Here is a 13,644-nt window from a genome sequence, read left to right as displayed (position 1 = left end):
TGATGCGTACGGTTCCGGGGCGAACCGACCGCGTCGTCGTGGTCGGTGCGGGATTCGCGGGCCTTGCCGCCGCGCTGCATCTCGCGGGCCGCGGCCGCGAAGTCACGGTGGTGGAGCGCGAACCGTGGCCCGGCGGGCGGGCGGGCCGCCGCGACATCGACGGCTACCGCCTCGACACCGGCCCCACGGTGCTCACGATGCCGGACATCATCGACGAGGCGTTCGCCGCCGTGGGCGAAGCCTCCTCGGAACGGCTCGAACTGCTGCCGGTGGATCCCGCCTACCGGGCGATGTTCGCCGACGGCAGCGCCATCGACGTCCACACCGACGCCGACCGGATGGCCGAGGCGGTGCGCGACTTCGCGGGCCCGCACCAGGCCGACGGCTACCGGCGGTTGCGCGGTTGGCTAGAGCGGTTGTACCGCACCGAATTCGACGGCTTCGTCGCCGCTAACTTCGACTCGCCGCTGTCGCTGCTGAACGGCCGGTTGGCCAGGCTCACCGCGCTCGGCGGGTTCCGCCGCTGGGACACGATGGTCCGGCGCCATGTCAGCGACGCGCGGTTGCGCCGGGTGTTCACGTTCCAGTCGCTGTACGCCGGTGTCGCGCCGCAGCACGCCCTGGCGGTGTATGCGGTGATCGCCTACATGGACACCGTGGCCGGTGTGTTCTTTCCGCGCGGCGGCGTGCGTGCGCTGCCCGATGCGCTGGCGGCGGCCGCCACCGACGCCGGGGTGCGATTCCGTTACGGCACAACGGTCACCGAGCTGGAGCGCAGCGGTGACCGGGTCACCGCGGTCCGCACGCATGATGGGCGGATCGCCTGCGACGCGGTGGTGTTGACGACCGAGCTGCCGCTGACCTACCGCCTGCTGGGCCGGCAGCCGCGACGGCTTCTTCGGCTGCGCGCGGCGCCGTCGGCGGTGGTGCTGCACGTGGGCTGCCGCGCCGCGCCGCCGCAAAGCGCCCACCACACCATCCTTTTCGGCTCGGCCTGGGAGCAGACGTTCGACGAGATCATCCGCGACGGCCGGCTGATGGCGGACCCGTCACTGCTGGTCACCCGGCCGACGGTCGGCGACCCGAGCCTGGCCCCCGCCGGTCGCGACCTGCTGTACGTGCTGGCGCCGGCGCCGAACCTGTCCCGCCGCGACATCGACTGGTCACACACCGGCGGCGCGTACGCGGACTCCCTCCTCGAGGTGGTGCAGGACAGGCTGTTGCCCGGCCTGCGCGACGGCGCCCGCCTGTTGCACGTCGACACCCCGGCCGACTGGGCCCGCCAGGGCATGGCGGCCGGCACGCCCTTCGCGCTGGCCCACACGTTCGCCCAGACCGGGCCGTTTCGGCCGGCCAACACCGTGCGCGGCATCGAGAACGCGGTGCTGGCCGGGTCGTCGACGCTGCCGGGCGTCGGGGTGCCGACCACGTTGATCTCCGGGCGATTGGCCGCCGACCGCATCACCGGCGTGGCCGGCCGGACATCCACCACCGTGGACCTGAAGGCACGATCGCGATGATCCGCACGGAGCTGGACGCCGCCGGGATCTCCGACGCGCACCTGCGCGCGGCGTATCGGAGCTGCCGGCAGATCGCCGCCGCACACGGCCGCACCTATTTCCTCGCCACGCGCCTGCTCGCCCCGGACCAGCGCCCGGCGGTGCACGCGTTGTACGGCTTCGCCCGCCACGCCGACGACATCCTCGACGAGCTCGACCCGGCGCTGGACGTCGCCGCGCGCGCCGAGCGGCTACGACTGCTCTCGGAGCGCTTCTTCGCCGGCGGCGAGCATGACGACGAGCCCGTCCTCGCCGCGGTCGACGACACGGTGCGCCGCTACCGAATCCCCGCGGACCTGTTCGAGGACTTTCTGGAATCCATGCGCATGGACCTCACCGTCACCGACTATCCGGACCGGGCGGCGCTGGGGCGCTACATGCGCGGCTCCGCGGAAGTCATTGGCCTGCAGATGCTTCCGATCCTGGGCACCGTGGGACCCGCCGACGACGCCGCCCCGTACGCGGCGGCGCTGGGCCAAGCGTTCCAACTCACCAATTTTCTGCGGGACATCGATGAGGACCTGGCGCGCAACCGGATCTATCTGCCGGCCGACGAACTCGCCGCGTTCGGCGTGGACCGCGAGCTGATGCTGTGGTGCCACACTCACCGGCGCACCCACGCCCGGGTCCGGGCGGCGCTGGCGGCCCAACACGACATCACCCGGGAGATCTACCGTTTCGCGGCCGAGGGGATCGCGATGCTGGCCCCCCGTTCCCGGCCGTGCGTGGCCACCGCGTTGACGCTGTACTCCGAAATCCTGGATTGCATTGAGGACAGCGACTTCTCGGTGTTCACCCGGCGTGCCACCGTCGGCAACGCGCGACGGCTCCGGGTCGCCGGTGGCGCGCTGCTGGCGTCGTGGCGGGCCCGCATGAGGGGTGCGGGGTGACCGACTGGTGGCAATACCTGATCCTGCTCGGGCTGTGCCTGGCGATCACGGCGCCGCTGGAGCTGTTCGGCGCCGGCGTCTACCGGCAGCCGCGCCGGGTCGCACGAGCGGTGCTCCCGGTTGCGGCACTGTTCCTCGTCTGGGACGCGGTGGCGATCGGCGCCGGGGTGTGGACCTACAACGGCGAGTACATCACCGGCCTTCGCCTCCCGTTCGGGGTGCCCATCGAGGAAGTCCTGTTCTTCCTGGTGATTCCGCTGTGCGGCCTGCTGACCTACAACGCCGTCAGCGCCATCCTCGATCGGAGCAGGCGCCGATGACCGGGCTGGGCTACACCCTTCCGGCGATCGTGTCGGTCCTGGCGGTGGGCGCGCTGGAGTTCGCGCTGTTGCGCACCGGGCTGTTCCGGCGGCCCGCCTACTGGCTGTCGATGGTGATCGTGCTCGGCTTTCAGGTTCCGGTCGATGGCTGGCTGACCAAACGCAGCGCCCCGGTCGTGATCTACAACCAACGCCAGACCAGCGGCGTGCGGTTTCCGTTCGACATCCCCGTCGAGGACTTCCTGTTCGGGTTCGCGCTGGTCACCGCCGTGCTGCTGTTGTGGGAGCGTCACCGTGCGGGTCGATAAGACGGGTCTGCCCCGCCGCGACGTGCCCGGCGCCTTCGACGGGGGCGCGGCGGCCTACGACCGGCTGGTCGGCGCCAACCCGTCCTACCACGCGAACCTGGCGCGCTCGGCGCGCCGCATGGCGCTGCCCGAACGGGGCCGGGGTCTGCGCCTGCTCGACGCCGGCTGCGGCACCGGCGCGTCGACGGCCGCGCTGCTGGCGGTGGCTCCCGAGGCGCAGATCGTCGCCGTGGACGCCGCGAACGGGATGCTCGACGCCGCGAGGGCGAAGGCGTGGCCACCGTCGGTCCGGTTCGTGCACGCGCGCGTCGAAGATCTGGACGAGCACGGCGTCACCGGGCCGTTCGACGGCATCCTCGCCGCCTACCTGCTGCGCAACCTCGCGGACCCGGACGCACAGCTCCGCGCCTTTCGCGCCCTGCTTCGCCCCGGCGCCACGCTGGCGCTGCACGAGTACTCGGTGCGCGATTCCCGTGCCGCGACATTGATCTGGCACGCGGTGTGCTGGGGCATCATCATTCCCGCCGGCTGGTGGCGCACGCGTGACGCCACGCTGTACCGGCATCTGTGGCGCAGCGTCCTCGCGTTCGACGGCGCGGCGCGGCTGCGGCGGCGGCTGCGCGATGCCGGATTCACCGGGGTGCGCAGCGCCACGATGCCGGGCTGGGAACACGACGTCGTGCACACCTTCTTGTGCGAGGCCCCGCAATGACCGATCGCCGCCGACGCATCCACCCGGCAACGCCGGGCCTGCCGAACGCGGGCGCGCTCTCGCAGCGTCCTCGCGCCGTGGTGGTCGGGGCCGGAGTCGCGGGCCTGACGGCCGCCACCGCGCTCGCCGACCGCGGCGTCGCAGTCGACCTGGTGGAACGCGAGGACTACCTCGGCGGCCGGGTGGGCGGCTGGACCGAACACCACGACGGCGCCGGGCTCGCGATGAACCGTGGGTTCCACGCCTTCTTCCGCCAGTACTACAATCTGCGGGCCCTGCTGCGCCGGGTCGATCCGCAGCTGCGCATGCTCGCCCCCGTCGAGGATTACCCGCTGATCGACGGCGCCGGTCGCCGCGACAGCTTCCGCGGATTGCCCCGCACCCCGCCGTGGAACGCCGTGGCGTTCGCGTTGCGCAGCCCGACGTTTCGGCTGGGCGACCTGGCGCGCATCAACGCCCGTGCCGCCGCGCCGCTGGCGGCGGTGTCGGTGCCCGACATCTATCGACGGCTCGACCACATCGACGCGGAAACCTTCCTGAAGAGCATCAACTTTCCCGAATCCGCGCGCCACCTGGCGTTCGAAGTGTTCTCCCGCAGCTTCTTCGCCGAGCCCTCGCATCTGTCCGCCGCCGAACTGGCGACCATGTTCCACATTTACTTCCTGGGCTCCAGCGAGGGCCTGATCTTCGACGTCGCCACCGCGAACTTCGATGTGGCCCTGTGGAATCCGCTGGGCGACTACCTGCAGGACCGGGGCGTTCGGGTGCACCTCGGCACGCAAGTATCACGCGTCGCCCCCGACACCGCGAAAACCCTTCGCGTCCAGACCGATTCGGGGGAACACTTCGACGCGGACGCCGTCGTGCTGGCGCTCGACGTCGGTGGCCTGCAGCGGTTGGTGGGCGCGTCGCCCGGGCTGGGCGACGATCCCTGGCGCGCCCGGATCCGGCGGCTGCGCACCGCACCGTCGTTCGTGGTGCATCGGCTCTGGCTCGACCGGCCCGTCGAATCCCACCGGGCCGCCTTCCTCGGCACCTCGGGACACGAGCCGGTCGACAACATCAGCGTCCTCGAGCGCTACGAACGCGACGCTGCCGCGTGGACGCGGCAGCACGGTGGATCCGTCGTCGAATTGCACTCGTACGCCGCAGTTTCCGAGTCGCCCGGCGGTGCGGCGATAGGCCGCCTGCACGAGTTGTATCCCGAAACCGCCTCGGCGCGGGTGGTCTACGAACGCGAACTGCGCCGCAGCGACTGCCCACTGTTCGCGCCCGGAACGTACCCGCACCGCCCGACCGTGGCCACGCCGCATCACGGGCTGGTACTGGCCGGCGACGGGATCCGCATCGACCTGCCGGTGGCGCTGATGGAACGCGCGGCCACCACCGGGTGGTCGGCCGCCAACCGGCTGCTGGAGTCGTGGGGCCTTGCCGGCCACGAACTGTGCACGGTTCCCACCCGCGGGCGCTCGCCGCTGCTGCGGTCGCTCGCCGAGCGCCAGGGGCGGCGGCGATGAGCATCCTCGACCGCCTGCGCCGGTGGTCGAAAGACTGGCCCGTCGGCGTAATCCCGCGCGCCTCTTGGACACAACAGCGCCCGACCCATCGCGACGCGCAACCGGCGATCATCAACGCCGCGTTGGAGCGCTCGAAGCGCCGGCCGACGGGAAACTGGTACGTGTTCGCCGCGAGCCGCGACCTGCGCATCGGTCGCCCCTACGGCGCGCGCGTCGACGGCATCGACCTGGTCGCCTGGCGCGACAAGCACCGCCGGCTGCGGGTCGGTCCCGCGAGCTGTCCGCACCTGGGCGCCGACCTCGCGACGGGGCTGGTGCGCGGTGGCGTCCTGTACTGCCGGTGGCACGGGCTGGCCCTCGACGGCGACACGTGCGAATTGCGTTGGCAGGCCTTCCCCAGCCACGACGACGGCGTGCTGGCGTGGGTGCGCCTCGACTCCGTGGGCGGAGAAGCCCCGCTGGACCAGCCGGTGATCGCACCGAGGCCATCGGCCGACACTCTGGCGGCGGTCACCCGCCTGGTCGGTCAGTGCGAACCGGCCGACATCCTCGCGAACCGGCTCGATCCCTGGCACGGCGCGTGGTTTCACCCCTACTCGTTCACCCGGCTCGACGTGCTCACCACCCCCACCGCGGAGGACGACCGGTTTTTGGTCTCGGTCACCTTCCGGATGGGCCGCTTCGGCGTGCCCGTCATCGCCGAATTCACCACCCCCGAGGCGCGGACCGTGGTGATGCGCATCATCGAGGGCGAGGGAACCGGCAGCGTCGTCGAAACCCACGCGACGCCAATGGGTTCAGGGCCCGACGGCCGGCCCCGGGTTGCCGTCATCGAGGCCACCGTCGCAACGTCGCAACGCCCGGGTTTCACCGCCGCGCGCCGCGCGGGGCCGCTGATCACACCGCTGATGCGCTACGCCGCCACCCGGTTGTGGCGCGACGACATGGCCTACGCGGAGCGCCGCTACCGCCGACGCGCGGGTGGCTAACATGGACGTGCCGCAGCACGTGCCACCACCGGAAGTCCGAACCAGCGATGAAGAAAGCGCATTTCGCCGTCGTGATCGTCAGCGTCGGCGCGCACTTCGCCTACCTCCTCTACCTGCCCAGTGGCGGCTTCCTGGCGCTGCGCTGGCCGCGCACGATTTGGCTGCACCTGGCGAGCGTGTGCTGGGGCGTGGCGGTCGTGACGCTGCCGGTGCCGTGTCCGCTGACTTCCCTGGAAGATTGGGCGCGCGCGCGAGCCGGCATGCAGCCGCTGCCCTCGACCGGGTTCGTCGACCGTTACGTCGAAGGCGTTCTCTATCCGCCGGGCCGAACCGGCGCCGCGCAGGCACTCGCCTTCATCGCGGCCGCCGTCTCGTGGGTCGCGCTGGCCAGCAGGCGGGAGTCACATCCGCCACTTCCGTCTCTTCCCGGAAGGACTCGGCCTTTTGCCCGCCTCAGAGCGACAACGCGGTCGATCCCCGCGAGGTAGCCGGCTCACGTTGTCGCTGTGAGGCGGGCACAACGGGTGTCGACGCCGCGTGGAGCCCAACGTGGCGGAAGTGACTAATGATCCGGACGCGGCAGGTTGCGCTAGGTCCCGGATAACCGCCCGGATACGCTGGTGGGTCTTATGAAGGATGCGGGTAGGTGAGCAAGCGCCGCGCACAGGATCCACCGCCCGGCCGGGACGAGCTGGAGAGGCAATTGTCGGCCGACATGCGGGCGATCACTGCGCAATCCGATCGCATCGGCCGTCACTTCGCGCGCACGAACGAGGTGGGCAGCAGCGACTTCCACGCCCTCCTGCACATCATGGTCAGCGAAACCGCGGGCAAGCCGTTGACCCTGGCCCAACTGCGGCAGCGCATGGACGTGTCGCCCGCGGCGATCACCTACCTCGTCGATCGGATGATCGACGCGGGCCACATTCGGCGCGAACCCGATCCCGACGACCGGCGGAAGTGGCTGCTGCGTTACGAGGAGAGCGGGATGACGTTGGCGCACGCCTTCTTCCGGCCGCTCGGCATCCATCTCAGCAAGGCCATGGCGGATTTGAGCGACAAGGACCTGCTTGCCGCTCATCGCGTTTTCTCGGCGATGATCGCGGCGATGTCATCGTTCGAGGATGAGCTGGAAGCTACGCGGTAGGCGCTCCTCGATCAGGTCGGCACCCCGGGCCACCCCGCCGGTGGCGGCGAAACCGGCGGCCACCCGGCGGGCGCCGTCGGCCATGGTCATCGCCTCGCGCACGGCGGCGCGCAGGCGCGCCGCGGTCAGCCGCTTCGCCGGCAGCCGGGTGCCGCAGCGGGCCACCTGCACGCGGCGCGCGACTTCGGCCTGATCGCGGGCAAACGGCACCGCGCAGACCGGGACGCCGCGGTCCAGCGCCTTGACGGTGGTGCCCATCCCGCCGTGGGTGACGGCACAGACCGCACGGTCGAGGACCGCGCCGTGGTTCAGGAACCGGCACACCGTGGCGTTGGGGGTGTGCGGCAGCCCGGGGGGCACGCCCGCCGGAAAGGTCGCGACGACGTGGACGGGTTCATCGGCCAACGCCTGCAGGGCGATTCGGCCGAGCTTGGCGTCGGACTGCGCGAGGGAGGAGGTGCTGACCAACACGATGGGCCGGTCGATGGCGGCGATCCGATCCGGGACGGCCGCGAGGGCCGGCTCGAACTCACACGCACCGATGAAATGCACGGCGCCCCAATCGGGATGCGGGTATTCGAAGGGCTCTCCGCCGACCGCCAACAGCAGCGGGGCGCGGCGCATCAGCCCGTCCACCGACTTGACCCGTGGCACATCCAGTCCCGCGCGCAGGGCGTTGACCCGCGGCACGATCCGGCGATCGAAGAGACAGCTGACGAAAGGGCGCATCGACGCGTCGCGGACCTTGCCGATCGGGCCGGGCAGCGGCCGCAGGCCGGGGCCGAACGGCGGCGCCGCCCGCGACCTTAGGTAGGGCGTGAATGGCGAAAAGACCAGCCAGGGAACACCGCTGGCCTCGGTCGCCGACATCGCCCCCCAGCAGTTCGCGTCGACGATGACCGCGTCGGGCCGAACGCGTGCCAGCGCGCTTCGCAGGTCGTCGACCTCGATCACCGCGCGCCGGCACAACACGTCGATCGTCGCCTTGAGAACCCCTAAGGCGTTGGGCGCAAGCCAATCCCGGCCGGTGATGGTCTCGATCCGCGGGTCAACCGCCTCGGCGCGCACGCCCGCCGCACGCAGGGCGGGCACCCCGTCGGCCAGGGTGCGCAGGTGAACGTGGTGGCCGCGCTCAACCAGTTCGCGTAGCAACGCGCCCAGGGGATACAGGTGGCCCAGCGCGGGGGACCCGTAGGCCAGAACCACAGCCATGCGCCGCCGCCCTCACGAAAGGGGCGTCACGCCAACGTTTCGCAGGGCCGGCAGGTCGGCCGCCCCACACCCGTGCAGGCAGACGCAAAGCTCGTCGACGAATCGCTCCAGCCAGGCCGTCGCGGCCGCCGCCGACTCGATCGCCGGCGCTAACAGCGGCCGCGCCACGGCCACCACGTCGGCGCCGAGGGCCAGCGCCTTGGCCGCGTCCATCCCGGTCCGGATCCCACCCGAGGCGACCAGCGGGATGTCCGGCAGCGCCGCGCGCACCTCCGTGATCGCCTGCGCGGTCGGGATTCCCCAGTCCGCCAGGTCCGGATAGCGCAGCTCGCCGTAGCGCACCAATTGCTCGACGCGCGACCACGAGGTTCCACCGGCGCCCGCCACATCGATGGCCGCCACCGGCGGCTCCCCCGACAGGCGCAGCAATTCGCCGATCGCGGCGGCGCCGATCCCGTGCCCGACCTCCTTCAGCAGCACCGGATACCCCAGCATGCCGGCCACGTCGCGCAGCCGGTCCAGGGATCCGGCGAAGTCGGTGTCGCCATGGTGCTGGATGGCCTCCTGGAGCGGATTCGTATGCACGGCAAGCGCGTTCGCCCCCACCCGGTCAAGCGCCCGAATGATGTCCGGCACCGCGTCCTTGGTGAACTGGGATAGGCCGATGTTGCCGAACAACAGCACGTCGGGCGCCACGTCGCGCACGGTGAAGCTGGCGGCGGCCTGCTCCCCCAGCACGCTGTCGAGCATCACCCGCTGCGAGCCCAGCATCATTCCGATGCCGAGTCGGTGCGCCGCGGCGGCCAGATTCCGGTTGATGGTGCCCGACAGCTCGGCCCCGCCGGTCATGGCGCCGATCAGGACAGGCGCCCGCAGCCGCGCGCCGAGGAATTCGGTGCCCAGGTCGATGTCGTCCAGGTTGGTCTGGGTCAGGGCGTTGTAGGGCAGGGCATAGCGTTCCAAGCCGGTGGTCAGGCGGCGAAAATCCACGTCACCGTCGAGGCACACGTCGATGTGGCGGCGCTTGCGGCTGGTCATCTCGCCGCGATCGGGCGTCATGGCGCATCGATCCGGCGCCGGCGGTTCAGCAGCAGCTTGGCCGCCAGAGCACCCAAATACGAGCGGGCCGCCGGCGCGTTGCCGCGGTCGAAGAGCCGGTCGAAGGCGGCAGCCGACGCCGCCGCGCTGGCGACGAACGTGGACGCGCGCATGGTCATGGAACCGTCGCTACCGGCACGGCGATCTCGTTGCGGCGCAGCGCCGGAACCGTCCAGGGCGGATCGTAAAACCAGGCCTCCGGCGTGTCGACGGCCTCGAAACCGGCCTCGCGCAACGTGGTCATCAACTCGGCGGTGTGCCCGGCAATGGCGCGGCGGCTGCGGCTGCCCGTGAACCGGTGCACCGCAATCATCTCGGGCGGCACGGCCACCAGCCTGACCGCACCGTCATCCGGCTCGGGTAAGGACTCCAGCGTCTTGTCGGCGGGCATGAAGAACCGGATTACCCACCGCCGGTCGCCGGCCGCCTCTTGCGCCACCGGCGCCGTCATCGCGATCTTCTCGTGCACGCGATTGCCGCCGAATATGTAGCGGGCAAGGCGGCGAAAGCCGGCGTTGCGGGCGGCCTCCTCGCCCGCGGTGACGGTCGTCTCCGCGGCGACCCGGGCGCCGTATCGGCGGATCTCGACGTCGCGACTCAGCTTCTCGGCGCTGTAGTCCGGCTCCTTGGTGCCGTGCCGATAGCCGACCACCGAGCCCGCCGCATCGACGACCTCGCCCAACAGGGCTCCCACCGACCCGAACACATTGCCACCTCGTTCCTTCGATCCATCGTTAGGTGGTACCCCGGCAGTCACCAGGCAACCCACTTCGGGGCGCCGATTCCCGACGGCCCACCAGGGTCAGCCTAGCGGAATTTCCGGATTTAGTTAAGTACTTGAATGGTTAAGAAACTTAACCTAGTCTCGGAGGTGACGCGCGGCGGCCCAAGCGCTGCTGGGCAACGCCATCGCAGCCATGGATCACTGCAGAGGGCGGTGCATGTGAGCGCGAATGGCCCGACTCGCCGTCACCATGCCACGACGGATCGTCGGAATCACGGTCTTGTTCGTGATGGCTGCCGCGGTGTTCGGCATATCCGCCGCGAGCAGACTCTCACCCGGCGGCTTCCTCGCCCCGGCGTCTGAATCGGCCCGCGCCGCAGCGACGCTCGCCCAAAAATTCGACCGGGGCGACATGGACCTGGTGCTGCTGGTGAGTTCGGCAGGTGGGGCCAAAGACGCACCCGCACAGGCCGTCGGCACCGACATCGTCCGACAGGTTTCGGCCTTCATGCACGTACTCGGCGGCCTGAACTGGTGGGCGCCCGACCCGCTGGCGAGATGGCACCACCGGAGGTTCAGTGGGCCGGGCCCAGTTCGCCCTGGAAGTGGCGCATTGCGGCGATCAGGGCGGTGAAGACCCGGTGCGCCGCGGCCAAATCGGCGTCAGACAACTCGTCGAGCGCGGCGCGGGTGTGCGTTCCCAGCGGAGTGAAGAACGAGCGCGCCGTGTCCAGCCCGGGATCCGAGTAACGCAGGATGACCTTTCGCCGGTCCTCGGCGTGAGTGTCGCGCCGGATGTGGCCGGAGTTGATCATCCGCTCGACGAGGTAGGTGATCGCCGCCGCGGACAAGCCCATTCTCTGGCGCAACTCCCCCGAAGTCAGCGGAGCGCCCGCCGTTTCGGCGACCAGAATATGCAGCAGGGCGCGAAAGTCGCTGGGGCCCAAATGATGCACCGCCGCGAAAACGCGACCCAATTGGTCGGATTCGGCGGTGAGGGCACGCGCATCGGCTGCGATCAGGGCTTCGAGCCGCACCCGTTCGGTGGTGGCTTCCATCAGAATCGCAGCATACCGCGGCCACCGCAGGTTGTTAATTTGATTAATGGTTAAGTGATTGAAATACTTTGAGGCGTGATCTGGGACGCTGTTGCCGCCGCCGTGACGGGCCGGCGGTCGTGGCTGCCCGGATTGGCGGCGGTCGTGCTGGGTATTGGCCTCATGGTGGTCATCGGCGGAAATGCGGCGGCGAGCCGGTCCCCGCTGTCGGTGCCCCCGGCCTCCGATTCCGCGAAGGTCGACGCCCTGGCCCGCGAGTTCCCGGGCGGCGACCGGGCTCCGCTGATCATCGTGGTCAGCCGCGCCGACGGTGCGGCGCTCGCCCCCGCGGACGTCGGCGCCGCCAAAGCGGCCCGCGACCGGATGCTCGCGCTCGCCCACGACGCCGCCCCGGCACCCGTGACGGTCTCGGCCGACGCCCACGCGGCCATCGGCGTGGTTTCGGTCGACGCCGACCTGTCGGGCCTGGCGCTGGGCGACGCGGTCGCGTCCCTGCGCGCCGCCGCCAACGATGGACTGCCCGCGAGCCTGCGGGCCCACGTCACCGGGGGGCCGGCGTTCGGCGCCGACATCGCCAACGCGTTCACCGATGCCAACGTCACCCTGCTCGCGGTGACGGCGTCCGTGGTGGCGCTGCTGCTGATCGCGACCTACCGCTCGCCGGTGCTGTGGCTGGCGCCGCTGCTGGTGATCGGGTTCGCCGACCGGGTCGCGACTGCGGTGGGCACCGCGGTGGCGGGACTGACCGGGCTGAGCTTCGACGGCGCCACGTCGGGGATCACCAGCGTGCTGGTGTTCGGCGCGGGCACCAACTACGCGCTGCTGCTGATTTCCCGCTACCGCCAAGAACTTTTACACCACCCCGAGCATCGAGCCGCCCTGCGCCGGGCCGTGCACAGGGCCGCGCCGGCCATCGTGGCCAGCAACGCCACCGTGGTGCTGGCGCTACTGACCCTGCTGTTTGGGTCGACCCCGAGCACCCGCAGCCTGGGCGCCCTCGCCGCGTGCGGACTCGTCGTCGCGGCGGTGTCCGTTCTCGTGGTGCTGCCGCCGGTGCTGGCGCTGTGCGGTCGGCGGTTGTTCTGGCCCTTCGTCCCACGCGCCGAGGACGGGGCCGCACTCGATTCGGGGCCATGGCACCGGGTCGCCGAGCGGGTGGCCCGCCGCCCCGCCGCGGTAGCGGCGGTCGCGATCACGCTCCTGGCCGCCCTGGCGACCGGCCTGCTGGGGACCCGAATCGGGTTGTCGCAGACCGAACAGTTCCGGGTCCGCGCGGATTCGGTGTCCGGCTACGACGTGGTGGCCGCGCATTTTCCGGGGGGTCTGGCCAGCCCCACGGTGGTGGTCGCGCCCTCCGCCGAGGCGGCGCAGGTGCAACGGGCGATCGGCTCCACGCCGGGCGTGGTCTCGGCGACCGAGGCGGGCCGGTCGGCGACGGGACTGACGAAGTGGTCCGTCGTGATCGACGCCCCACCGTCCTCCGCCGCGTCGTTCAATATCGTTGCTGCGCTGCGCGATTCGACCAAGACCGGCGCCCCCGGCGCGCTGGTCGGGGGCCCCGACGCGCAGGCACTCGACATCCGCGACGGCGCCGCGCACGATCGCCTGGTGCTGATCCCGGCGATCCTGGCGGTGATCCTGGCGGTGCTGTATGTGCTGCTGCGCTCGGCCCTGGCGCCGCCCACCCTGCTGGCCGCAACGATTCTCGGCGCGCTGGCCGCGCTGGGCCTCGGCGGCTGGGCCAGCTCCCACGTCTTCGGATTCCCCGCGCTGGATCACAGCACCCCGTTGTTCGCGTTCCTGTTCCTGGCCGCCCTCGGCGTGGACTACACGATCTTTCTGGTCACCCGCGCGCGCGAGGAGGCCGCGCATCATGGCGCGCGGGACGGCATGGTGCGCGCCGTGTCGGCCACCGGCGGCGTCATCACCAGCGCGGGCATCGTGTTGGCTGCCGTGTTCTGCGTGCTGGGGGTGCTGCCCTTGATCGTCCTGACGCAGCTGGGCATCATCGTGGGCCTCGGCATCCTGCTGGACACCTTCGTCGTGCGCACCCTGGTGATACCCGCGCTGTTCGCTCTTGTCGGCGACCGCATCTGGTGGCCCACCCACC

Annotated in this window: 15 protein-coding genes; 10 read left to right on the top strand and 5 right to left on the bottom strand. The window is 71.0% G+C overall.

What is annotated here, in order from left to right; translation table 11 throughout:
• Positions 1 to 2 precede the first annotated feature (2 nt).
• The 9 genes from crtI (at position 3) to A5787_RS04685 (ending at position 7,442) form a co-directional block, all read left to right on the top strand.
• On the top strand, positions 3 to 1,520 hold the full coding sequence (gene crtI, locus A5787_RS04725) for a phytoene desaturase family protein (protein WP_066962378.1): 1,518 nt from the start codon (positions 3 to 5) through the stop codon (positions 1,518 to 1,520).
• A complete protein-coding gene (locus tag A5787_RS04720) occupies positions 1,517 to 2,449 on the top strand; it encodes a phytoene/squalene synthase family protein (RefSeq protein WP_066962375.1) in 933 nt (310 codons plus the stop codon). The genes crtI and A5787_RS04720 overlap by 4 nt, the downstream gene beginning before the upstream one ends.
• Positions 2,446 to 2,769: a lycopene cyclase domain-containing protein gene (locus A5787_RS04715; protein ID WP_066962437.1), complete on the top strand. Its 324-nt coding sequence runs from the start codon at positions 2,446 to 2,448 to the stop codon at positions 2,767 to 2,769. The genes A5787_RS04720 and A5787_RS04715 overlap by 4 nt, the downstream gene beginning before the upstream one ends.
• Positions 2,766 to 3,077, top strand: coding sequence for a lycopene cyclase domain-containing protein (locus tag A5787_RS04710; RefSeq protein ID WP_066962372.1), 312 nt, complete (start codon positions 2,766 to 2,768; stop codon positions 3,075 to 3,077). The genes A5787_RS04715 and A5787_RS04710 overlap by 4 nt, the downstream gene beginning before the upstream one ends.
• On the top strand, positions 3,064 to 3,789 hold the full coding sequence (locus A5787_RS04705) for a class I SAM-dependent methyltransferase (RefSeq protein ID WP_066962369.1): 726 nt from the start codon (positions 3,064 to 3,066) through the stop codon (positions 3,787 to 3,789). The genes A5787_RS04710 and A5787_RS04705 overlap by 14 nt, the downstream gene beginning before the upstream one ends.
• A complete protein-coding gene (locus tag A5787_RS04700; RefSeq protein ID WP_066962366.1) occupies positions 3,786 to 5,306 on the top strand; it encodes an FAD-dependent oxidoreductase in 1,521 nt (506 codons plus the stop codon). The genes A5787_RS04705 and A5787_RS04700 overlap by 4 nt, the downstream gene beginning before the upstream one ends.
• Positions 5,303 to 6,295 carry a DUF5914 domain-containing protein gene (locus A5787_RS04695; RefSeq protein ID WP_066962363.1) on the top strand — a complete coding sequence of 331 codons (993 nt, stop codon included), beginning with the start codon at positions 5,303 to 5,305 and terminating at the stop codon, positions 6,293 to 6,295. Before A5787_RS04700 ends, A5787_RS04695 begins: the two co-directional genes overlap by 4 nt.
• 47 nt (positions 6,296 to 6,342) lie before the next feature.
• Positions 6,343 to 6,783 (top strand): DUF2784 domain-containing protein, encoded by a 441-nt coding sequence (locus A5787_RS04690; RefSeq protein ID WP_066962360.1) that lies wholly within the window; start codon positions 6,343 to 6,345, stop codon positions 6,781 to 6,783.
• A 158-nt stretch (positions 6,784 to 6,941) separates the two neighbouring features.
• The gene (locus A5787_RS04685; RefSeq protein ID WP_082977066.1) at positions 6,942 to 7,442 is read left to right on the top strand and encodes a MarR family winged helix-turn-helix transcriptional regulator; all 501 of its coding nucleotides are present in this window, start codon (positions 6,942 to 6,944) and stop codon (positions 7,440 to 7,442) included.
• Here the strand turns inward: A5787_RS04685 and A5787_RS04680 are convergent.
• The 5 genes from A5787_RS04680 to A5787_RS04665 form a co-directional block, all read right to left on the bottom strand.
• Positions 7,407 to 8,654 carry a glycosyltransferase gene (locus A5787_RS04680; protein WP_066962357.1) on the bottom strand — a complete coding sequence of 416 codons (1,248 nt, stop codon included), beginning with the start codon at positions 8,652 to 8,654 and terminating at the stop codon, positions 7,407 to 7,409. The genes A5787_RS04685 and A5787_RS04680 overlap by 36 nt on opposite strands.
• Before the next feature lie 12 nt (positions 8,655 to 8,666).
• Entirely contained in the window at positions 8,667 to 9,713 is a 1,047-nt protein-coding gene (fni, locus tag A5787_RS04675) for a type 2 isopentenyl-diphosphate Delta-isomerase (RefSeq protein ID WP_066962353.1), read from the bottom strand.
• The gene (locus A5787_RS27215; RefSeq protein WP_156763765.1) at positions 9,710 to 9,871 is read right to left on the bottom strand and encodes a hypothetical protein; all 162 of its coding nucleotides are present in this window, start codon (positions 9,869 to 9,871) and stop codon (positions 9,710 to 9,712) included. Before A5787_RS27215 ends, fni begins: the two co-directional genes overlap by 4 nt.
• Positions 9,868 to 10,458 carry a heme-binding protein gene (locus A5787_RS04670; protein WP_066962351.1) on the bottom strand — a complete coding sequence of 197 codons (591 nt, stop codon included), beginning with the start codon at positions 10,456 to 10,458 and terminating at the stop codon, positions 9,868 to 9,870. Before A5787_RS04670 ends, A5787_RS27215 begins: the two co-directional genes overlap by 4 nt.
• Positions 10,459 to 11,051: 593 nt before the next feature.
• The gene (locus tag A5787_RS04665) at positions 11,052 to 11,534 is read right to left on the bottom strand and encodes a MarR family winged helix-turn-helix transcriptional regulator (protein ID WP_066962348.1); all 483 of its coding nucleotides are present in this window, start codon (positions 11,532 to 11,534) and stop codon (positions 11,052 to 11,054) included.
• 75 nt (positions 11,535 to 11,609) lie between these two features.
• Here A5787_RS04665 and A5787_RS04660 point away from each other — a divergent pair.
• On the top strand, positions 11,610 to 13,644 hold a 2,035-nt coding region (locus tag A5787_RS04660), incomplete at its 3' end, for an MMPL family transporter (protein ID WP_066962345.1).

The sequence above is a fragment of the Mycobacterium sp. 852002-50816_SCH5313054-b genome (genome assembly GCF_001667185.1).
Classification (GTDB): domain Bacteria; phylum Actinomycetota; class Actinomycetes; order Mycobacteriales; family Mycobacteriaceae; genus Mycobacterium.
The sequence above is the reverse complement of the archived record's forward strand: the minus strand, read 5'-3'. Positions and strand labels throughout refer to the sequence as shown.

Coding starts and splice junctions, on each gene's coding strand:
- crtI (WP_066962378.1), top strand. CDS start 3: ATGCGTACGGTTCCGGGGCGAACCGACCGCGTCGTCGTGGTCGGTGCG.
- A5787_RS04720 (WP_066962375.1), top strand. CDS start 1,517: ATGATCCGCACGGAGCTGGACGCCGCCGGGATCTCCGACGCGCACCTG.
- A5787_RS04710 (WP_066962372.1), top strand. CDS start 2,766: ATGACCGGGCTGGGCTACACCCTTCCGGCGATCGTGTCGGTCCTGGCG.
- A5787_RS04700 (WP_066962366.1), top strand. CDS start 3,786: ATGACCGATCGCCGCCGACGCATCCACCCGGCAACGCCGGGCCTGCCG.
- A5787_RS04695 (WP_066962363.1), top strand. CDS start 5,303: ATGAGCATCCTCGACCGCCTGCGCCGGTGGTCGAAAGACTGGCCCGTC.
- A5787_RS04690 (WP_066962360.1), top strand. CDS start 6,343: ATGAAGAAAGCGCATTTCGCCGTCGTGATCGTCAGCGTCGGCGCGCAC.
- A5787_RS04680 (WP_066962357.1), bottom strand. CDS start 8,654: ATGGCTGTGGTTCTGGCCTACGGGTCCCCCGCGCTGGGCCACCTGTAT.
- fni (WP_066962353.1), bottom strand. CDS start 9,713: ATGACGCCCGATCGCGGCGAGATGACCAGCCGCAAGCGCCGCCACATC.
- A5787_RS27215 (WP_156763765.1), bottom strand. CDS start 9,871: ATGACCATGCGCGCGTCCACGTTCGTCGCCAGCGCGGCGGCGTCGGCT.
- A5787_RS04665 (WP_066962348.1), bottom strand. CDS start 11,534: ATGGAAGCCACCACCGAACGGGTGCGGCTCGAAGCCCTGATCGCAGCC.